General features: G+C 64.0%; 18 protein-coding genes, 2 tRNA genes and 3 pseudogenes. 7 read left to right on the top strand and 16 right to left on the bottom strand.

Features of this window, described 5'->3' with window-relative positions:
* Window positions 1-17 precede the first annotated feature (17 nt).
* Both ACWUI7_RS00200 and ACWUI7_RS00195 read left to right on the top strand, forming a co-directional pair.
* Entirely contained in the window at window positions 18-305 is a 288-nt protein-coding gene (locus ACWUI7_RS00200) for a DUF5789 family protein (protein WP_496640126.1), read from the top strand.
* Between the two features lie 55 nt (window positions 306-360).
* On the top strand, window positions 361-816 hold the full coding sequence (locus ACWUI7_RS00195; protein WP_496640125.1) for a DUF302 domain-containing protein: 456 nt from the start codon (window positions 361-363) through the stop codon (window positions 814-816).
* A gap of 8 nt (window positions 817-824) precedes the next feature.
* Here the strand turns inward: ACWUI7_RS00195 and ACWUI7_RS00190 are convergent.
* The 4 genes and pseudogenes from ACWUI7_RS00190 to ACWUI7_RS00175 all read right to left on the bottom strand — a co-directional run.
* Window positions 825-1,502 (bottom strand): annotated as a pseudogene (locus ACWUI7_RS00190) (hypothetical protein); the annotation flags it as partial.
* A gap of 49 nt (window positions 1,503-1,551) precedes the next feature.
* Window positions 1,552-2,826 (bottom strand): annotated as a pseudogene (locus ACWUI7_RS00185) (RNA-guided endonuclease InsQ/TnpB family protein).
* 259 nt (window positions 2,827-3,085) lie between these two features.
* Window positions 3,086-3,727, bottom strand: a pseudogene (locus ACWUI7_RS00180) (hypothetical protein); the annotation flags it as partial.
* Window positions 3,728-3,814: 87 nt separating this feature from the next.
* On the bottom strand, window positions 3,815-4,792 hold the full coding sequence (locus ACWUI7_RS00175) for a transcription initiation factor IIB (RefSeq protein ID WP_496640124.1): 978 nt from the start codon (window positions 4,790-4,792) through the stop codon (window positions 3,815-3,817).
* 100 nt (window positions 4,793-4,892) lie between these two features.
* Here ACWUI7_RS00175 and rnhA point away from each other — a divergent pair, with 100 nt between their 5' ends.
* A complete protein-coding gene (gene rnhA / locus ACWUI7_RS00170) occupies window positions 4,893-5,483 on the top strand; it encodes a ribonuclease HI (protein ID WP_496640123.1) in 591 nt (196 codons plus the stop codon).
* On the top strand, window positions 5,476-6,138 hold the full coding sequence (locus ACWUI7_RS00165) for a DUF7108 domain-containing protein (protein WP_496640122.1): 663 nt from the start codon (window positions 5,476-5,478) through the stop codon (window positions 6,136-6,138). Before rnhA ends, ACWUI7_RS00165 begins: the two co-directional genes overlap by 8 nt.
* A 100-nt stretch (window positions 6,139-6,238) precedes the next feature.
* On the opposite strand, the gene ACWUI7_RS00160 is transcribed toward ACWUI7_RS00165, so the two are convergent.
* The 12 genes from ACWUI7_RS00160 to ACWUI7_RS00105 form a co-directional block, all read right to left on the bottom strand.
* Window positions 6,239-6,589, bottom strand: coding sequence for a PadR family transcriptional regulator (locus ACWUI7_RS00160; RefSeq protein WP_496640121.1), 351 nt, complete (start codon window positions 6,587-6,589; stop codon window positions 6,239-6,241).
* Window positions 6,590-6,917: 328 nt separating this feature from the next.
* Window positions 6,918-6,991: transfer RNA gene (locus ACWUI7_RS00155), tRNA-Phe, on the bottom strand.
* A gap of 104 nt (window positions 6,992-7,095) precedes the next feature.
* A complete protein-coding gene (locus tag ACWUI7_RS00150) occupies window positions 7,096-8,502 on the bottom strand; it encodes a carotenoid oxygenase family protein (RefSeq protein WP_496640120.1) in 1,407 nt (468 codons plus the stop codon).
* 92 nt (window positions 8,503-8,594) lie between these two features.
* Window positions 8,595-8,837 (bottom strand): DUF8015 family protein, encoded by a 243-nt coding sequence (locus tag ACWUI7_RS00145; protein ID WP_496640119.1) that lies wholly within the window; start codon window positions 8,835-8,837, stop codon window positions 8,595-8,597.
* Between the two features lie 225 nt (window positions 8,838-9,062).
* Window positions 9,063-9,133 (bottom strand) — tRNA-Pro (locus ACWUI7_RS00140).
* A gap of 54 nt (window positions 9,134-9,187) precedes the next feature.
* Window positions 9,188-11,242, bottom strand: coding sequence for a DEAD/DEAH box helicase (locus tag ACWUI7_RS00135; protein WP_496640118.1), 2,055 nt, complete (start codon window positions 11,240-11,242; stop codon window positions 9,188-9,190).
* 75 nt (window positions 11,243-11,317) lie between these two features.
* Window positions 11,318-11,848 (bottom strand): 50S ribosomal protein L16, encoded by a 531-nt coding sequence (locus ACWUI7_RS00130; RefSeq protein WP_496640117.1) that lies wholly within the window; start codon window positions 11,846-11,848, stop codon window positions 11,318-11,320.
* Between the two features lie 95 nt (window positions 11,849-11,943).
* A complete protein-coding gene (gene nucS / locus ACWUI7_RS00125) occupies window positions 11,944-12,705 on the bottom strand; it encodes an endonuclease NucS (protein WP_496640116.1) in 762 nt (253 codons plus the stop codon).
* Between the two features lie 430 nt (window positions 12,706-13,135).
* The gene (locus ACWUI7_RS00120) at window positions 13,136-13,288 is read right to left on the bottom strand and encodes a hypothetical protein (protein ID WP_496640115.1); all 153 of its coding nucleotides are present in this window, start codon (window positions 13,286-13,288) and stop codon (window positions 13,136-13,138) included.
* A 42-nt stretch (window positions 13,289-13,330) separates the two neighbouring features.
* Window positions 13,331-14,620, bottom strand: a complete 1,290-nt coding sequence (locus ACWUI7_RS00115; RefSeq protein WP_496640114.1) for an adenosylhomocysteinase — start codon at window positions 14,618-14,620, stop codon at window positions 13,331-13,333.
* A gap of 129 nt (window positions 14,621-14,749) precedes the next feature.
* The gene (locus ACWUI7_RS00110; RefSeq protein WP_496640113.1) at window positions 14,750-16,120 is read right to left on the bottom strand and encodes an amidohydrolase; all 1,371 of its coding nucleotides are present in this window, start codon (window positions 16,118-16,120) and stop codon (window positions 14,750-14,752) included.
* A gap of 24 nt (window positions 16,121-16,144) precedes the next feature.
* Complete coding sequence (locus ACWUI7_RS00105; protein ID WP_496640111.1) at window positions 16,145-17,440, bottom strand: MFS transporter; 1,296 nt, start codon at window positions 17,438-17,440, stop codon at window positions 16,145-16,147.
* An 81-nt stretch (window positions 17,441-17,521) separates the two neighbouring features.
* Between ACWUI7_RS00105 and ACWUI7_RS00100 the strand changes: the two genes are divergently transcribed.
* Genes ACWUI7_RS00100 through ACWUI7_RS00090 form a run of 3 tightly spaced genes read left to right on the top strand, consistent with a single transcriptional unit; the run spans window position 17,522 to window position 19,236 of the window.
* Window positions 17,522-18,322 carry a PHP domain-containing protein gene (locus tag ACWUI7_RS00100; protein WP_496640110.1) on the top strand — a complete coding sequence of 267 codons (801 nt, stop codon included), beginning with the start codon at window positions 17,522-17,524 and terminating at the stop codon, window positions 18,320-18,322.
* 44 nt (window positions 18,323-18,366) lie between these two features.
* Complete coding sequence (locus ACWUI7_RS00095) at window positions 18,367-18,723, top strand: dihydroneopterin aldolase family protein (protein WP_496640109.1); 357 nt, start codon at window positions 18,367-18,369, stop codon at window positions 18,721-18,723.
* A gap of 15 nt (window positions 18,724-18,738) precedes the next feature.
* Window positions 18,739-19,236, top strand: coding sequence for a DUF7974 family protein (locus tag ACWUI7_RS00090; protein WP_496640107.1), 498 nt, complete (start codon window positions 18,739-18,741; stop codon window positions 19,234-19,236).
* Window positions 19,237-19,240: the final 4 nt, after the last annotated feature.

Here is a 19,240-nt window from a genome sequence, read left to right as displayed (position 1 = left end):
GACCGGACCGCTCTCGTATGAGCGAGACCGACGAGGACGCCGACGCCGAGCCCGCCGTTGAGCTCGGCGAGGGACCGGCCGTAGAAGGCGAGCCCGTGGCTCGGGTTGCCGCCCGGCTGACGTGGCCCGCCACGCGGAGTGAAGTCCAGACACAGGAGGGCAATGCGGTCGTTCGAACGCCGGACGGGCCCGCACAACTCACCGAAGTGCTTGAGGAGTCCGACGTCCCGCTGTACGAGAGCCGAAGCGAGTTCCGGGCGGCCGTCACGGACGTGGTTGGCGACGGCCCGGTCGCCACGGAGTGAGACGACGTCGCGGTGACTGCGGACTGCTTTTGCCATCGGGGGGCCAACAGGCCGTATGGCAGTCCCCTTCGACCCAGCTGAGCTGACGGGAGACGACTTCGGTGAGCAGCGCGTGACCCTCGAGATGGACCACGAGGCGGCGATCGAGCGCGTCAGGTCGGTGTGTCTCGACGCCGGGTTCGGCGTGCCGGTCGAGTTCTCCCCGTCTGAACTGTTAAACGAGAAGGTCGACGCCGATCGCGAGCCGTACTACGTGCTCGGGGCGTGTAACCCGTCGGTAGCTAACCGAGCGCTCGACGCGACCGACGGGCGAATCGGCGCACTGTTCCCGTGTAACATGGTGATCGAACAGACCGCTCCCGGCGAGCAGGTCGTCCACCACGTCTCGATCATGAAAATCGCACGACTGCTCGGAATGCCGACCGACGAGGCAGCGATGGACGAGATTCTTGCAGAGACTGGTGAGTTGGTCGCTGCGGTGTTCGGTCAGCTCGAAGCGGAGCCGTCGTAGCGCGCGCGTCAGCCGCGTTCGGACGGCGACGCGTCGGTGAACGACGAGAGAGTCGTCTGCAGCCCGGCGGCCATCGTCGAGGTCCGTCGAAGCCGGTCGAGTGAGATCGGCAGGTGCGCGGTGACGCCCGCGACTGCCTCGGCGAACGTCTCTGCGGTACCGTACTCATCGTCAAAGGCATCTCGGACCGACTCGCGCACCTGCCAGACGCCCACCGGTCCCCAGTAGTCGTCGGAGACGTGTCGACAGACGAGTGCTGTTGCCCGCCGGCCGCGGTCAGCGAGGTGTTCGAGCACGCCGAGGCGGGCCGCATAGTACGCTCCCGCCGTCTCATCGACGTACCGGGTTCGCCCATCACGGGTCTCACTGTCGGCTGCGGCCGCGACACCGGCGGCCGGATCAGGATTCCACACGGAGCCGGGAGCCTTCAGCTCGACGAGTTCGAACTCCCAGTCGCCGGGAGCGAGGAGTACCCAAAAGGCATTACCGAGATACTCGGTGCGATGGATTTCGACGGTGTCAATCGAGGGGTTATCACGGATCGACCCACGGAGGTACCGCCCGATCGTGTCGTCGACAGCGGTGATCGACCATCGCGTTGGTACGAGCCGGCGGTCCTCCCCACGGCCGAGTGCTCCCGCTGAAAGGATCGTATTGATGTCGTAGACGTCAAAGCCACGCCGATGACATCCTCCCCGGCGTGAACGCCGGGGTTTCCTCGCGCTGGGGTATCGACTACCGGCCCACGGAGGCAACTTGCGGGTTCGTGCGCTCCTCGTTGGAACAAGAGCGTGGTGACTCTGACCATTCGTGGTCGTTCCACTTGAGGCGCACAGGCCGTGCCATCGGCCGTGCTACGTCCGTCTGCCGTCTCAGGAACGTTTCGCTGGCGGTGAGGTCCGCGTGCCCCTCGAAGCCGCACGGGCACGTTAGCGTGTCTCGGTGGCGCGTCGTTCGTTCCGTGGACCCGCACTGGGGGCACTCTTGAGAAGTCCACGCTTCCGAGCGAACCTCCACCGAGATACCGTACTCCTCGGAGGTACACGTGAGTCGGTCGATGGACGCCCGGAACGCCCAGAAGTTGTGCGTCTTAGCGTTCGCTTCGACCGACCAGTGCGTGTCGAGTACGTCCGTCAACGCCCCGACGTACACCGTGGAAACGCCCTCGCTGTGTAACCGTTCGATGAGGTCGCGGGCGAGCGCGTCTTGGGCGTGGTCGCGTCGGCGCGTCCGGCGTTGGTACAGTGAGCGTATCCGGTGACTGCTGTACCGGCCGTCGTCCAAGAGCGCCTACAATCGCCCGATTTCTCGTGTCGCCTCGCGGAAGCGGTCGAACAGGCCGCGTCCCTCGTACAGCAGTTGCGTTCCGGTCGTGGTCGTACAGGCGACGAGGTTGTTCGCACCAATATCCAGCGCGGCGGTTTCGTCCGCCAGTGGTTGTGCCAGCCGAGAATTGTCGATTGTGACTGGCTGAAAGGCCCTGAATGTCTGTGCGTTCTCGTCCCAGAACAACTCCAACCGGCCCTGCTTGTCGTACTCTTTCCAGTTGGGTTCGCCCCGGACTTCGAGCCGGAGACGTTCGCGGTGTCCCAGCCCGTACTCGTCTTTCAGGTCTTGGCCGACGAGGATTTCGAGTCGGGAGTATTCGCCCCACTCGACAGAGTACGAGGTGTTGCGGATGTACGTGCGGAGTTCGCGCCCGTCGTCTTGGTTGCCCCAGTATCTGGGCTTGCCGTTGGCTTCGCCCTTCTTTTGCAGTGCGAAGAACGACTTCCACGCTTCGCGGTTCTTCCGTTCGATTTGCTGAACGGTCGAAGCCCCGAGCGTGCCGCCGTAGCGGCCGCGATACTCGCTGATGTCCCATACGTCGGCGTCCGGGTCGGCGTACTGTTCGCGGCGCTCGTAGTTTATTTCGTTCCAGAGAGCGGCAGAAGCGTCCAACAAGCGTCGAAGCAACTCCTCGTCCTTCTCAGACTGAGGAACCACGTCGAACGTGTTGGCCCGCTTCATCAGCTACTCCTACGAGATGGCAAAACATAGATCTATGGTTATTCATAGACTGGACTGTGATGAACATCCACATCGAAGTTCCGGACGAAGAACAGTACGAGCGGTTGAAAGACGTGAAGAACAAATATGGGCTAACGTGGCGCGGGATGCTTGTCCACGCGGCCGACGACTTGGATACCCCGGACTGAGCGGTGTCGGCGGCTGTTCGGCTGTTGTCGGATTCACGCCCGCCGTAAACGGCGGGACTCTCTCCTTGACTTAGGTAGGTCATCGCCCCTTCGGCCCGCCAGTCGTCGTCTTCAAGTGTCTTTTGTACCGGTCGGGGGACGTGCGGATTCTCTCCGAGCGTCGCGTCGCGGGCGGCGGCGCGTGGCCCGGTCGGTGCTCGCACGTCGGTCGATCCGATCTCAATGTCGAGAGACGGACGGCCAGCCAGTCCAACCTCCACGTCAACCGGCCGATCGGCGATAGCGACCTCGCGCTGGACGCCGAGCCAGCCGTCCCACACGTCGTGGACGCTCGCCGCCTCGTTGGCCGGGAGTCGCCCGGCGTCAGTGACATCAACGCCACGATTCGCGTTCAGCAGGCTCGTTCGGCGCTCGAAGACGTCCGTGATGGAGACCTGCTCGTCGTACCAGTCACCGGACGTCTCGAAGATCGCGGCGTTCGCCTCCTGACCCACCGGCGAGAGCAGCCCCGTTGAGACGGTAGGGTAGTTTGTGCGGCCAACGAAGATCGACGGCGAGACGCTGCCGACGACTGCGTCACCGGATACCTCTGCGTCGAACCGTCGCTCGAAAGCGTCGAGATGATCGAGGATGCGGTAGTCCTTTTCACGCGCAAGCCGACGCCGCTCAGCTCGCTCGGTGCGCTCGAGTGTGACGTACTCGTCGAGCCGTATACAACGGATGTTCGTCGTGATCCGGCTTGAAGATTCGTGTCGGCGTGTGTCCCAAACGGTCCGGAGCACCGGCCACAGCCGCTCGGGCTAGGCGTGGATACCCATCGCTTCGATCTGCTCTTGATACCGGTTCCGGATGGTGACCTCGGTGACCTGTGCGACGTCAGCAACCTCACGCTGGGTCTTTTTTTCGTTACACAACAGCGAGGCAGCGTAGATAGCCGCCGCGGCGTATCCGGTCGGTGACTTCCCCGAGAGCAGCCCCTGTTCGGCCGTTGTCTCGATGATCTCGTTTGCCTTCGACTGCACCTCCTCGCCGAGACCGAGCTCCGATGAAAACCGCGGGACGTACTTTTGTGGGTCGACAGGACGCATCTCTAAGCCGAGTTCCTGTGAGATATACCGGTACGTTCGCCCAATTTCTTTACGATCGACGCGTGAGACCTCGGATATTTCTTCGAGCGAGCGGGGGATTCCTTCCTTTCGGCAGGCAGCGTACAGCGCAGCGGTGGAGACGCCCTCGATCGAGCGCCCACGGATGAGATCCTCGTCAAGCGCGCGGCGGTAGATAACCGAGGCGACCTCGCGAACCGACCGGGGCACGCCAAGTGCGCTCGCCATGCGGTCAACCTCCGAGAGCGCGAACTGGAGGTTGCGCTCGCCCGCGTCTTTCGTTCGAATCCGCTCTTGCCACTTGCGCAGCCGGTGCATCTGTGACCGCTTCTTCGAGGAGATGGAGCGGCCGTAGGCGTCTTTATCTTTCCAGTCAATCGTCGTCGTCAGCCCCTTGTCGTGCATCGTCTTCGTCGTTGGGGCGCCGACGCGCGACTTCGACTGCCGCTCTGAGTGATTAAACGCCCGCCACTCTGGTCCGGGGTCGATCTGCTCCTCCTCGATGATGAGTCCTGTCTCCTCGTGTATCAGCTCGCCGTCGGCCGTTCGGGTGAGTGTTTCCGGGTCGAGGTCCTCCGGGTCAACCTCGTCTGGATCGGCCGTCTCGGCGTCAGCGTCTTCTTCTCGCACGCGCTGGCGATCGTGATCCCGTTGCCGGGTGGGCCGTGTCATCGCATTTATATATTACGCCCATGGATTCACTTAAACGTTCGCGACCCCCGACTCCAGGCGACAGACAACGCTTTGAATCGCCGAACCTGAAGACGAGTGAATGCCGACGATCGACTGCGATCCGGCGGCGGCGCGCGAGCGGCTCGAACGCGCTGACGTCACGATAGGGCCGGGAAACACCGAACACGAGCGGTGGCGGGCCGAGCGTGATGGGGCAGTAGCAGTCGCATACACCGATACGGTGGTAATCCAAGGGAGCGACCCGGTACGGCTACGCGCCATCCTAGCCGATGGGGGTGGGCGCGCACACGTCTACTTTGACGGCGCAGCGCGCGGAAACCCCGGACCAGGTGCGGTTGGGTGGTGTCTCGTCACTGCCGACGGCATCGTGGCCGAGGGGAACGAACGAATCGGACGAGTAACCAACAACCAGGCCGAGTACACGGCGCTGATCCGAGCGCTCGAGGCAGCAAGCGACTACGATTTCGACGCGGTCGACGTTCGCGGCGACTCGGAGCTGGTGGTCAAACAGGTCCGTGGAGCGTGGAACACCAACGATCCGACGCTGCGCGAACGGCGGGTGCGCGCTCGGGAGCTGCTCGACGGGTTCGACCGCTGGTCTATCGCGCACATCCCGCGAGACATAAACGAACGGGCCGACGAACTGGCCAACGAGGCATTCGATGAGTGATACAGACGAGGAGCCGCCGGCGTGGGCGAAAGACCGCGTGCGTGAGCTCGAGGCGGCCGAGACCGAAGACGAGATGCACTGTCCCGGAGATGGAGAGGCGCGCGTTCCCGACATTCCGGTGGACGCCGTCGATGAGGCAGAGCGGTTAACACGGCTAGCGCGTGACGCAGCCGAGGCTGCCGAAGCCGACCACTACCGAGTGCGCCGCCAGGAGGTAACCGCCGACTACGGCTACACACCGCGGGTGCGTGAGACAGACGACACCCTCGTGTTGTACCCGGCGGAGTGGCTCGAGTCCGGGGAGGTCCAACTCGATCAGATCGATAACACCGACAGGGCGGTCGAGGTATCACTCTCGGGGCCCGGTGACGCCGACCAGTACCGGGCGGTTGCCGCGTACAATACCGCCGTGGTCGAGGCCGTTGCTGAACGAGCGGACGAGGTACACGCCGAAACCGCCCGGAGTTTCGCGGCTTTTGCAAACAATCACTACGTGCGAACAATCGACGACATGACACCGGAGATGCGTGCGGAGTTCCGTGAAGAGTACTTCCCGCGGAATGCGTGGCCAACGGCAGCACAAATGGAAGTGCTCAGTACGTCAGTTGAGCTCATTACGGAGATTGCTGCGACCCTCGACGAGCCACGGCTGTGACCGGCTGGTGCCGGACCGTGAGAGGGTAAGCCTGTGGTGACTCCGCGGCAAAGCTATCACTCTGCGTGAAAAATACAGATCGCGTAACGCGCTGAACCGCCTACTCAAGGAGTGTGTGGACCTCGTCGGCTCGGGTCTCGTCGGTAACAAATCGGTCGAGAACCCACGCAAGCTGGCCTAAGACAACGTCGTGGCCGGCTTCGGTGAGCGCATACTGGTTCGTCCGTTTGTCGAGCTCACTCTTTTCGATATATCCCTGGTCGACGAGGTCGTCAAGGTTCGGGTAGAGTCGACCGTGGTTTACCTCGGAGCCGTAGTACGACTCAAGCTCGCGTTTTACTGCAAGCCCGTACCGCGGCTCCTCTGCGAGGATTACGAGGATGTTCTGTTGGAATGCGGTTAGCTCGTGGGCGGTCGTAGACTCCTCCGGAACGGATTGTGCCTCTGACATGCCGTACAGAAAGGTGTCCTTACTTATAATCTTTCTCAACGACTGTCCTGTCCCTTCGCCGAAGTGTGGACGGACGGTCAAGGAGTGATGCACATGAAGCGTCGTGAATAGGCAAATATTGTCATCAATACGCATGAGAAGACATTAGATTACGGTGGCCAAGCGCGCGTCAGCGAGGTATGCACACAACCCTGGGACCCCCGTGACTACTCCGTTCGGTCACAGAAACATGCTCCCGGATGTGAACCACAGTCGGAGCGAAGTTCCTCCCTAATTCAAATCTGTCAGCATGAATCTCTGCTGCTCGCGGTATTGTTCGCAGCAGAAATGCCGCCTCCCGGATTTGAACCGGGGACAGCTCGATCTTCAGTCGAGTGCTCTCCCAGTCTGAGCTAAGGCGGCTCGTACGTCAGGGAAGGCCGATTCGGGACAAAAGGATTTCGAAAGACGGCAGCCGACTACAGAGAGACGAGGAGAGAGCCCACGACTTCAGTCGTGCGAAGAAGTCAAGAGCTGAAAAAGCGCCCGTGAAAGCCGAACGGTTCGGCGTGTGGAAGCGGAGCCCGCGCCATCACCGAGACCGTTGACGCGTCAAACACGAGGAGAACCGTCCGTTCACGATCGACGTCAAGCGCGGTGGCCACCACGACCCCGTCGTCTTCGGCGTCGGCATCCGGTCGCCGGATTGGGATTGGCTCTTCAACGTACGTCGAGCGCGCCCACCACTCACTGGCCTCGCCGGTCACACAGTCGACCTTCACGAGTCCGTTTGCCCCGTCGCGGGCAGTCGCTTGGCCGTACGCGTATCGGTGCTTGTGGCCGGTCCGATCGGCCATGACACGAGGGAACTCCATCCCACCGTCGTACAGCTGAGACCGGGTGACGGTATTCGCCGCGAGGTCGACGCGGTATCGAACCAACTGTCCATCGTCGACAGCGGGGAAGCCGGACCCATCGAGCTCGGCTAACAACAGTGAGTCGACGATATCGCCGTCTGGAAATTCGATGAGGTCGAGCGTGACCACCTCGTCGTCTGAGACGTACGCGTTAACATGGTGAAAGCTAAACACCGGGTCAAGCGTCGGGTCGGCGATGAGGTCGCCCGTCGCGCGGTCAACTACGAGCACCCGAGTCGGGCGGTTCGGCTGCCAGTCGAGCATATCCATCGCGCCCGACGCGAACGGATTGAGCGCACGAAGCACCGACAACACGAGCGGCGACTCGACGAGGATGACGTGGTCGTCGGTGACACTGCAGTCGTGGATGTACGCGGGACCGTTGGCGTTGATGGAGGCGATCCGTTCGCGGCTGTTCGACCCCGATGGGAGCCGATACACGTGGTACTGCGGCGTGAGCCCGAATTCCGTGGTGAAGCCGATCGTTTCGGCACGGTGAGGGTCCCGGACGAGATGTGCGGCCGTCACGTGCTCTGGAACGTCGTCGTCGAAGGTGAACTCGCCACGGGTCTCGAGCGTCTCCGGGTCGAAGGCGACTCGGCGCGGCGCCTCGGTGAGTGCGACGTACGCGTCACCTGCCCGTGCGACGTGGACGTTGGCGTTGTCCGTCGGTTCCGGCAGGCCCGCCGAGGAGAGCGTGTCGAATATCCGCCGCCATCCGCGGGTGTCGGTCCCGAACTGCCCCGTGAGTTCCCCGTCGACCGCGTCAGCGTACGCCTCAGACCGGAGAAACCGATTCGAGTAGCGGACTGTACCGTCGTCGAATGCGTACCGCCGGAGCATCGCGAGCCCGTCGAACCAGTGGGTGACGCGGGTGTCGCCCGCCTCAAACTTTCCCGGACCGTTGCGGATGAGCGTCCCCGAGAGCCACGACGGGATCTCGCCGTCAACCTCGAGGATGACGTCCTCGAACTCCGACTCGGCGGTCTGGAATCCGAGGCCGTTCGCGTGAGTCATTACAGTAGTATCGGGGACTGCCGCTGAAGAATGCTGCGTGGATGACGCCAAGAGACGGGCAAGGTAGTGAGCGAAGAGCCCGATATTTGGGGTCACACGAGAAGAACGACCGTCGAGAGCCACCCGGCGCCGACGACTACTGAGGCGACCGTCGTCGACCGGGTCGGCCGGGTAGGTGGGTTCCGAAAGAGCGCCTCGTAGAGAAAGACGGTCGAGACGAGGCTGCCGCCAGCGAGTCCAAGGTGGGGAGCAACCGCCGGGTGGAGGCCACTCGCCGCCCCAATGAGGACCGCCGCCGCAATCGCGACGAGTAGTCGGTCGTAGTAGCTCACCATTGCGTTAGTGAACAGTTCGAGCTAGCGACATAAAAGACGACTGGGTATTCTGGTCGAATCACTCTCTGAGTTGAATCCACGCCATCGCTGCTGCTCACGACGTTGCTCGCAGACAGCAAGTGGGACCGCCCGGATTCGAACCGAACCGAGACTCATTCTGCTCGCCTCGCAGGGCTCGAATCCACGCCATCGCTGCTGCTCACGACGTTGCTCGCAGACAGCAAGTGGGACCGCCCGGATTCGAACCGGGGTCACGGGCACCCAAGGCCCGGAGTATACCACTAACCCACGGTCCCGCACCTACTCTACCGCCAAGGCCCGCTAAAGGGTTTCGTTCGGTGGCGGCAGTCTCACGACTCGTCGTCGCGAAGCTCAAGCGCCGCAACGAGGTCGTAGGGGTCGGTTCCACGGCGAACCGCGTCGAGAATATAAAACGCCTCATCCGGCGCGAGGAAGTGGCGGCACACCGCTCGGCCGAGCGGTGTCGGCGAGAATCCATCAATGAACTCCCACTCAAGCAGCTTCCCGACCGCGTGCGTCGTTGGAACCGCACCGATCATCCGGTCGTTGAGCCGCTTTGCCCGCTTACCTGCAACGACGACGTTTGCCAGCGTCTCTTCGGCGGCTGCCGTCTCGTCGTACTGTGTCGTGACGTCTTCCATCTCGCCTTTCAACAGCGTGAACGCCACCTCGTCTTCAGTGCGGTCCATCGAGTTGTGATACACCGCGTCGGGCTCGACGAGCAGGTACACGCGACCACGGTCGTGGTAATCTGGGCGACCCGCCCGACCGAGCATCTGTGAGAACTCCTGTACAGAGAGCCACTCGATGCCCATCGCCAGCGTGTCGAAGATCACCTGTGAGGCAGGAAAGTCGACGCCAGCCGCAAGCGCTGCAGTCGTCACGACCGCCGATAGCTCTTGGTCGCCGAACTGCCGCTCGACCTGCTTGCGTCGGCCGTAATCGAGTCCCGCGTGGTACGGCGCCGAGTCGTACCGCAGCGATCGGCTGATCTCGTGACACCGCCGCCTCGAGTTGGTAAAGATGATCGTCTGCCCGCGATATCCCTTCGAGGATTTCGTGTCGAACTCACGTTTGACCAGCGTGTCCGCAATCTCTGTTTTCTCGCGACCGTCAGCGAACGTGACGTGTCGTTCGATCGGTACGGGGCGCTCCTCGAATTCGATGAGTGTCGCGCGAAGTCGTTCAGCGAGCCACTCGGGATTGCCGACTGTCGCCGAGAGGTATACGAACTGTGTCCCGTCGTGGCCCGCTTCGGTCTCCATCCGCGTTTCACTGTAGTGTTTCAGCCGCGAAATCAGTCCATCAAGACGGTGGCCGCGTTCTCCCTCTTTTAGCGTGTGCACCTCGTCGATAACGACAGTGCCGACGTCTCCAAGGTCTTTGCCCGTCCGGAGGGCGTGGTCGATACCCTCGTACGTCCCGACGATCACATCTGCACTCGGGTCGAATCGGGTGCCGTCGTCCGCGATGCGAGACGATCCGACCCGGATCGAGACGTCGAGGCGGTCGCCGTAGCGGTCGGTAAAGTCCTCGTGTTTCTGGTTGGCGAGCGCGACGAGCGGGACGAGAAACAGTAGCGTTCCCTCCCCACGCAGAGCGCGGTCGATTCCGGCCAGCTCGCCGACGAGCGTCTTCCCGGTTGCCGTCGCACTCACCACGAGCTGGTCGTCACCCGCCAGCAGCCCGTTACGCACCGAGAGGCTCTGGACCGGTAACAGCTCGTCGAACCGACCCTGGATCCGATCTGCGAGCGCCGGGTGGAGGTCGAGGTCGGCGGTCGCCACCGGCGAAATGTCGTCGACGGTCGCAGAGACCTCGTCGTACTTGGTGAGGTCAGGGTCGAGCCCTCCCGAGAGCAACGAGAGGATTCGGTCGAGGTCTTGGGTATCGTACAGAAGGTCTTCGAGCCGTGCTTCGGCCGCACCAGTGAACTCTCCGGTGTATGAGAGCTCGCGGTCGAGCTCACGACGAGCACAGGACGGACAGATGTGCTCATCGTTGTGTTCGATGGCAGTGTCGCTCGTAATCGGACCGTACCGTCCGTCGGCTGAACACCGCCGGCAGGTGCGAACCGTCGTTGCCTCGAGCTGGTAGCCGTCGAGCATCGCCTGGAGTCGCTCGCGCTGTGCCGGGGCGGTCTGTTGAGAGAGCCGAATGCGGTCGGCCGCACGGGCGAGCTCCACGAACTCGTCAGGCTGGCGCGGCTGCTCGGTGCCGTCGGTGTGGACACGGAACTTCCCCGGCCGTGGGCCGGCGTCGGTCGATTTTAACTCGAGTCGTCCACGAAGTACCCGGCTGCCATCGCGGGTCGCAACGACGGTGTAGTCGGTACGGGCCTCATGGAGAAAGAGCGTCTCGACGCCGGCGAGCTGCGTTGACACTGTGTGAGTGTACGTGAACCGAGTACTTCAGCGGTTCGGCTCGAGATGAAATGGCTCGCGGTCTCGGCGTGCCGATTAGGCAACGAGGAGCTTCTCGCCGCGTTCGACGGTGATCCGGCACGGCGGTGAGAGCTTGTTGTACGCGCGACGGAACGCCTCTTTGACTGCTGAGGCCTGGTCGACGTCACAGTAGGCCGTGAACACGACGGTGTCGGCGCTGAGGCGTGCTGCGGTGCCAACGGGCTTGCCGAACGCCTGGCGCATTCCGTCGGAAACACGGTCCGCCCCGGCACCGGTCGCCTGCTTGTTCTCGCGGATAACCTGGTGGGGGAACGTCCGGAGCGTCATCTTGTACGCGCCTTCGCCGAGCTCTTTGATCAGGTGTCGGTTCGCCGAGAGGCGGGCGCTCTCGAGTGAGCCGTGGCGGATCTGGACCTCCTCTTCGACGCGCAGGCTGATCTGGACCGGGTAGTCGTCCGGCTCCGTAGAGAGGTCGCCCATGTTGTGCTGTGCGATCTTCGAGCCGGGGATACCCGTGATGTACTCACGACGGGTGTACGACGGCTTGTCGATCGTCCGGTACATAGAGGCGGGTTTGTCGGACATGGTCAGTTATCCGATGTAGCCGCCGCTGCGTGAATAAACCCGTCGATACCGCGGCGAATCCGCCAGTCCAAGCGACGCTCGGCCGTCCGCGTGTGTCACTCAGTCGTCGGGTCGAGTGCCACATGGGCAAATCCGCGCTGCGTGAGTCGCTCGGCGGCACGGTCAGTCACACTCGGCGCGACGAGTATCCCGCGAACCGCTGGCGTTGGTCCAGCGTCGTCGTCCGCACGCGGCAGTCCATCGCCCTCGCCGAGTTCCTCGCGAACGGCTCGGACGTACCGAGCGAGCTGACCCACCGCGTCCGGGCCGACACGACGGCGTTTCAACTCAACGACGACCGGTGTGCCGTCGGCATCGACACCAAAGATGTCCATCGGGCCGGCACTCGACGGGCGTTCCGTCTCTCGTGGGTCGAAGCCGGGTTCGATCAAAGACGGATCGCTTAGGATTCGGGTTCGGAGATCGGCTTCGCTTCCGTGAAGTTCGAGATCGCGTCCGCCAGTGATCGACATCGCCACAACGTGTGCGACCGTTTCGAACCGAACAGTGAGCGTCTCATCGGGGTTCTCACGGACCGAGCAAACGCGGAGTCGTCCCTCACGAACTGCGGCGCGGTGCGTCGAGCCCGGTGGTTGCCAGTTGATCGGGGTGCGTCCTTCGTCGGTGTGGACGAGCGCGGTCCCGTCAGGTTTCAACAGGAGGAGCCGATCACCGACACCGAGATCAGAGGCAGCACGTCCGTCGTAGGAGACCGTACACCGGCCGAAGAGGGTCACCACGTCGCCACGGTCGAAGGCCGCCTCCAACTCCCAGAGGACCTCTCGGTGACTCGGCTCGTGGAGACTGATGACTGCCACACGACTACTACTTGGCCGACGGCAAAAAGCAGCACGAGGCGAGACGAGAGCGAGCACAGCAACCAGCCGCCAGAGACAGTTGCCAACCCACACATGCGGTGGCGCGCGCCTCGTGAGCACGCCGGAGGCGGGCTCGCGAGCGCGTGCGAGGGATGAGCGAGTCGCCCGGGGGCGACGAGTGAATCGGCTGGGGAGGGTGTGGCCGAAAAGAGTGCCCGGTTGTTGCGCGGTCGTGTTGGTTGTATAGATACTACCACACACGTATAGAATCGGCTGGGGAGGGTGTGGCCGAAAAGAGTGTCCGTGTGTCACGAAGTCGTCTCGTTCACACAGCCACTATCACACACGTATTGGGGAGGGTGTGGCCAATTAGTGTCCGGGTCCACAGAGATCGCGCTGGTCACGAGATCCACACTCACACACCGCTCACCTACTCGTCGTCACGTCGTGCGACAACGATGCCGGCGATAAAGAGGATCGCACCGAGCCCAAACGCCCCAATCCGTAGTGTCGGTTCGGATACAAAAAATCCGATGAGCACCATGAGGCCGAATCCACCGTGTAGTACCGCCGTTGGGTTCATGCGAGTCGTATGCGGTGTCCGTACAAAACGCCCGTGGTTAGCTCACGTGCCGTGCTCCCAGCTGTCCATGTACTCACGCTGGGTCACAGAGAGGGTGTCGTGAGCGACTCCTTCAGCGTCGAGTTTGATCTCGGCAACCTCGCGGTCAAGCGCGTCAGGAACATCGTGGACGCCAGGGTCGTACTCGTCGCCGTGTTCGGCGAGCTCACGCACACAGGCCGCCTGCACGCCGAAGCTCTGGTCCATCACTTCGACGGGGTGCCCGAGCGCGATCGGAGCGGCGAGGTTGACGAGTCGCCCCTCGGCGAGCACGTTGAGCACACGACCGTCGTCCAGTTCGTACCCCTCGACCCCGTCGCGGGCCTCAAAGCGGTCGACCGCGAGCGCAGAGAGCGCGTCGAGGTCGATCTCCACGTCGAAGTGGCCAGCATTCGCGAGCAGGGCGCCATCAGGCATGACCTCGAAGTGCTCGCGGGTGATCACGTCTCGGTTACCCGTCGTCGTGATGAACACGTCGCCTTTCGCGGCGGCCTCGGCCATCGGGAGTACCTCGTACCCCTCCATGTGGGCCTCAAGCGCCTTCCGGGGATCGACCTCACAGACGATGACGTGGGCGTTCTGGCCGGCCGCCTTCTTCGCGACGCCTTTTCCGCAGTAGCCGTAGCCGCCGACGACGACGTTCTTGCCCGCAAACGAGAGATTCGTCGTCATCGCGATGGTCGCGAGTGAGGACTCGCCCGTCCCGTGGACGTTGTCGAAGAGCCGCTTCATCGGCGTGTCGTTCACCGCGAACACCGGGTAGTGAAGCTCGTCGTCGGCGTCCATCGCGCGCAGGCGGTGGACGCCCGTCGTCGTCTCCTCGGCACCGCCGATCACCGAGTCGATCAGCTCGGGGTACGACTCGTGAACGAGTTTCACCATGTCCATCCCGTCGTCGACGGTGATCGTCGGCTCGTGAGCGACGACCGCGTGCATCGCGTCGTAGTACGCCTCCTCGTCGACGCCACGGACCGCATACGAGGTGATGGCGTCGTGAGCGTCGAGCGCCGCGGAGACGTCGTCGTGCGTCGAAAGCGGGTTACAGCCGGTGATAGCCACTGTCGCACCGCCGTCGGCGAGCAGCTCGACGAGGTTCGCGGTTTTCGCTTCGACGTGCATCGCCATCGCGACCGTCTCGCCCGCGAGTGGCTGTTCGGCGACGAACTCCTCACGGAGCGCGTTCAGGATGGGCATGTGCTGGAGCGCCCACTCCATCTTGCGACGGCCCTCCTCGCGGGCCGTCTCCGGGTCGGATAGGTGGTCTGTCACCGGCGGATACGCGTGTTGGCTCATACATCTTGATTCGCTTACCGGCCACTAAACGCTGCCGACACCGGGAACGCACGCGACGAGCAACACCATCTAGCCGTCTGTCATCGGTGAGCAGCAGCCGCAACGCGATCGATACGGTCGGTTTCTCATCTACTCGCCCGCCGCCGCGCGATCAACAAGGTCGTGGGCGGCCGCCGTAGCGCGCTCACGGATCGATTCGGCGTCGAGTGTCAGCACCTCCCGGTCGCGCATGAGGACCTGCCCGTCACAGACCGTGTGTCGAACGTCACTGCCGCGGGCCGCGTACACCAGCTGTGAGACCGGGTCGTGGACCGGGGTCAGGTGCGGTGCCTCCAGGTCGACGACCGCAAGATCGGCGGCCTCACCGGGGGCGATCCGGCCGCCGGGAAGGCCGAGTGCGTCCGCACCCGCGGCAGTGGCCATCTCGACGACCGCCTCGGCGGGCACCGCACTCGCGTCTCCGGCTGCGAGCTTCCCAACCATCGCGGCGTCGCGCATCTCGTCGAACAGGTCGAGATCGTTGTTCGAGGCCGCCCCGTCGGTCCCGAGTGCGACCGTGACGCCCGCCTCGTGGAGACGCTGGACCGGCGCCATCCCGCTGGCGAGTTTCATGTTCGAGGCTGGACAGTGGACGGCAGCCGTATCCGTCTCCGCGAGGAGTTGTATCTCCGAGTCGTCGACGTGAACACAGTGAGCGAGGAACGCGTCCGAGCCGAGCGCACCGACCGAGTCGGCGTACGCCAGCGGTCGCTCCCCGCGCTCGTCGACGATCGGTTCGACCTCGTCACGCGTCTCGTTCGCGTGAAGATGCACCGGCACGCCGGCGGCGGTCGCCTGTTCGTTTCCTTCACGAAGGTGTGACTCACCGACCGTCGTCAGCGAGTGGGGCATGAACGCCGTCCGAATCCGGCTGTCGGCCTCGCCGTCGAACGACGTCGCGAACGACAGGCTCTCGTCGACGTCGGCGGCCGCCTCCGCGTCTGATTTAGTGACGGTCACGACGCCACGGCCGAGTCGGGCGCGCAGGCCGGCTCGCTCGACGACGGCCGCAACCCGGTCCATCGCGAAGTACATGTCCGCGAAGGCGGTCGTCCCCGAGCGGATCATCTCGAGGACACCGAGTTCGGCGCCGACGGCGATGTCGTCGTCCGTGAGCGCGGCCTCCACCGGCCAGATATCCTCACGAAGCCAGGCGTCGAGCGGCTTGTCGTCAGCGTAGCCGCGAAGCAGCGTCATCGAGACGTGCGTGTGGGCGTTGACCAACCCGGGAATCACCAGCCCGTTCGTCGCGTCGAGCACCTCGATGGCATCGTCAACGGCGGCAGCGACGTCGATATCCCCGGTGATAGAGTCGACGGAACCGGCGACAGCATCACCGTCGTCTTCGTCCGTGCCGACCGCGAGTATCGTTCCGTCGTCGCAGTCGACGACGACGTCCCCTGCCCGCACCCGTCCGTCGGGGTGAAGCACCTGCCCACCCGTGAGACACAGCGTATCCATGCGCACCGATTCTGCCCGACCGGCCTAACCGCTTCGGGTCCCCCCGCCGACGACAGCGTAGAGGACAACCGCGAGAACCGCACCGGTCGCGGGGACAACCGCGAGGAGCAAGAACGCTTGCGATACCGTCGTTATCCCGAGCAGGTATCCAGCGATTGCCGCCCCCGCCGCCCCGACGCCAAAGTTGGCGAGGTAGGTGTAGCCGTACGAGAGCCCACGGCCGTCCGGCGGGCTGTAGGCGGCGATAGCGGCCTGGTACAGCGGCTGGATAGAAAAGAGTACGAAGCCGAACACCGCACTGATCGCGACGAGCGGGACGAGCCCCCGCGACGCGACTGGCACGAATGCCACCGCCAGCGCCACAAGCGTGGTGAACACGGCCGCGAGCCCTGCGGCAACCGGGATCCGGTCGGTGAGCTTCCCTCCAGTGTACTGGCCGGCGATCCCGACCGTCAACAACCCGGCGTACAGGTACGAGGCGAGGTCAAACTCGGCAGCGAGCGCCGAGTTGGGGGCGATGCGGTTGAACGGCCCCGGCACGTCCGCGACGAATCCACCCAGCACGTCCGGAAGGAACGTCAGCGTCCCGCGGTAAAAGAGGCCGTTCATCACTACGACCGTGAGCACAAGCGTGAAGCCGACGGTGAACAGCGCCCGCGTATCGGCGAGGAAGCCAACGACACCGCTCGTGGCACCGTCGGTGCCAGCGTCTGTGCGGCCGGCAGCAGCGTCGTCTGTGTCGTCTGTGTCGTCGACGTCGACGGCGGCCATCTCATCGAACTCCGCAGAGAGCGCGTACACGACCGCGACGGCCGCGGGAACGACGAGCAGCGCCGCGACGACTCGCCAGTCAAAGACGACGAGCAGCGAGGCGGTGAGGAAGGGGCCGAACGCAATGCCGAGGTTGCCAGCCATGCCGTGGTAGGCGAATCCCGTCCCGCTCTCGTCAACGCCCGTAGAGATGAGTGAGAGCGACGCCGGATGGTGGATGCTCGCGAACACGCCCCAGAGCGCGAGTGCGAGCGCGATAGTCGCGGTCCCCGGTGCGAGACTCAACAACAGGAACGACGCCCCCATGCCCGCGAGCCCGACGAGCACCAACCACTTGGTGCTGTACCGGTCAGCGAGGACTCCGCTCGGCAGCGCCCCGACTCCGAACAGCGCGTAGCCCACTGCGACGACCGTCCCGATCGCTGCGGTCGTGATCGAGAACTCCGAGAGCCAGATGACGACAAGGATCGGAATCGAGAGCTCGTACGTGTGGACGATCGCGTGAGAAACCATAGTGAAGCTGACGATCGACCGACTGTTCTGATTCATCGACAGCGGTGCTCCTCAGCCGGTCGGTAAAACCCTTCTGAGCGACGCCGGAGCTATGTCTGTCCGCACCCAACCACCGTTGTGACCGAGGACGCACACGCACACACCTCGTACTCCGACGGTGCCGGTCTCCCGCGAATGGTCGACGCCGCCGCGAACGCTGGACTCGACGCAATCGGCTTCACCGACCACTGCGGCGTCGGCAGGGCGCGTCGTGAGGAGCGACTGCTATGGAATCGAAACTTCGATCAAACGTACGAGCGACGACGCGAGGCGCTCGCCGTTGCCGCCGACCGGGCGCCCGAGTTGACCGTGTACGACGGCGTCGAGATGGACTACGCGCCCGAGGCGGCTGCGACCATCGAGTCATTTCTCGAGACGGCGGGATTCGACTACGCGATCGGGAGCATTCACTACGTCGACGGGCGACACGCCTTCCCGTTCGAGGACTTCGGCGACGCGAGCAACGAGGAGCGCGACGCGTTCGTCGACGCGTACTACGACGCCGTGGTGTCGCTCGCCGAGTCCGAGCTGTTCGACGTGCTCGGTCACGTCGACCTGATCGAAGATCACCCAGCGCTCCGCGGACGCACAACCGAATCCCACCGACGCCGGGTCGCCGCCGCCTGCGCCGAGACGGGAACGGTCCCCGAGATCAACGCCGGACGAACCGGTGACCGCGGGGAGTTCGATGACCTCCACCCGGCCCTCCCGTTCGTCGAGACGTTTCGGGATCACGGCGTGGGGTTCGTCGTTGGGACCGACGCCCACGCCCCCGACGACTTCGCCGGACGCCTCGACCGGCTCGACCGGTTCCTCGAGACGACCGGGATCGAGCCGCTTCCGCTCGTGGCAGTCGTCGGTGAGGCGGCGTCTCAGTGAGGTCGGCTCCGAAGCTTCTTGTCTCGAGGGCGTCGCGTACGGGTATGGCAACCGACGCCCAGCAGGCGTGTTTCGAAGCCGGGATCAAGTTCGGCTCGCTGTATCACCAGTTTGCCGGGACGCCCGTGAGTCCGACGAGCACCCGGAGTCTCGAGGCGGCGATGGCGGAGTCAATCGAGAACCAGCCGTGTTGTCGATCCGTATCCGTCGAGATCCACGACGACCGCGTCGCCGACGCGATCGACCACGAGAACGGCTACACCGAACTCACCGGGACGCTCATGCACGTCGAGATGCGGATCGAACACGAGGACGTCGTCGTCGACACGCGGATGCAGATGGAAGACGGCTACCCACTGATGAAGCTGGTCGAGATCCACGACGAGGGAGTAGACGCCTGAGGACCGCGACAGGCCATGTCATCGACGAACCGCCGCGACGACGCGGACCGAACCGGCTTCGACGACACGCGAAACTACCTCAGTGCCGCATTCGGGCGGATCCTTCCGGCCACGCTTGCACACCGAGCGGTGACGGTCTCGGTGACGACCGACGCGGCTACCTACGCCGTCTGTGAGCCCGTCGAGATCACCGTACAGCTTCGAAACCGTCTGCCAGTCCCTGTCGAGGTCGTCACCCGGACGCGTCGGCCGTGGGGGTGGCGCGTCGACGGCGTCCTCGAGGCGAGCGACGAGCGTCGATACGTCCGGGCGGCACCGACTACGGTCGGATTTCGGGCCGGCGAGACGAAACGCACGACTGTGCAGTGGGACGGTCGGGTGCGACGCGTTACCGAAGACGGCCTCGACCGGTCGGTGCCCGCGGCCCCCGGCGAACACGTCATCTCGGCGTTTCTTCCGGTCGAGGACCCGGCGCCGCGGCACGAAGCCGAGACACGCATCCGCATCCGGTGACCGC

This window comes from Halorubrum orientale, assembly GCF_059623105.1.
Note: the sequence above shows the minus strand (reverse complement) of the source record. Positions and strands in the feature narration are given on the sequence as shown.

Excerpts from the sequence above, each read along its gene's own strand:
- rnhA (WP_496640123.1), top strand. The coding sequence starts at position 4,893 with ATGCCGACGATCGACTGCGATCCGGCGGCGGCGCGCGAGCGGCTCGAA.
- ACWUI7_RS00130 (WP_496640117.1), bottom strand. The coding sequence starts at position 11,848 with ATGTCCGACAAACCCGCCTCTATGTACCGGACGATCGACAAGCCGTCG.
- ACWUI7_RS00175 (WP_496640124.1), bottom strand. The coding sequence starts at position 4,792 with ATGACACGGCCCACCCGGCAACGGGATCACGATCGCCAGCGCGTGCGA.
- ACWUI7_RS00115 (WP_496640114.1), bottom strand. The coding sequence starts at position 14,620 with ATGAGCCAACACGCGTATCCGCCGGTGACAGACCACCTATCCGACCCG.
- ACWUI7_RS00200 (WP_496640126.1), top strand. The coding sequence starts at position 18 with ATGAGCGAGACCGACGAGGACGCCGACGCCGAGCCCGCCGTTGAGCTC.
- ACWUI7_RS00105 (WP_496640111.1), bottom strand. The coding sequence starts at position 17,440 with ATGAATCAGAACAGTCGGTCGATCGTCAGCTTCACTATGGTTTCTCAC.
- ACWUI7_RS00150 (WP_496640120.1), bottom strand. The coding sequence starts at position 8,502 with ATGACTCACGCGAACGGCCTCGGATTCCAGACCGCCGAGTCGGAGTTC.
- ACWUI7_RS00090 (WP_496640107.1), top strand. The coding sequence starts at position 18,739 with ATGTCATCGACGAACCGCCGCGACGACGCGGACCGAACCGGCTTCGAC.
- ACWUI7_RS00195 (WP_496640125.1), top strand. The coding sequence starts at position 361 with ATGGCAGTCCCCTTCGACCCAGCTGAGCTGACGGGAGACGACTTCGGT.
- ACWUI7_RS00145 (WP_496640119.1), bottom strand. The coding sequence starts at position 8,837 with ATGGTGAGCTACTACGACCGACTACTCGTCGCGATTGCGGCGGCGGTC.
- ACWUI7_RS00165 (WP_496640122.1), top strand. The coding sequence starts at position 5,476 with ATGAGTGATACAGACGAGGAGCCGCCGGCGTGGGCGAAAGACCGCGTG.
- ACWUI7_RS00120 (WP_496640115.1), bottom strand. The coding sequence starts at position 13,288 with ATGAACCCAACGGCGGTACTACACGGTGGATTCGGCCTCATGGTGCTC.
- ACWUI7_RS00110 (WP_496640113.1), bottom strand. The coding sequence starts at position 16,120 with ATGGATACGCTGTGTCTCACGGGTGGGCAGGTGCTTCACCCCGACGGA.
- ACWUI7_RS00095 (WP_496640109.1), top strand. The coding sequence starts at position 18,367 with ATGGCAACCGACGCCCAGCAGGCGTGTTTCGAAGCCGGGATCAAGTTC.
- ACWUI7_RS00160 (WP_496640121.1), bottom strand. The coding sequence starts at position 6,589 with ATGTCAGAGGCACAATCCGTTCCGGAGGAGTCTACGACCGCCCACGAG.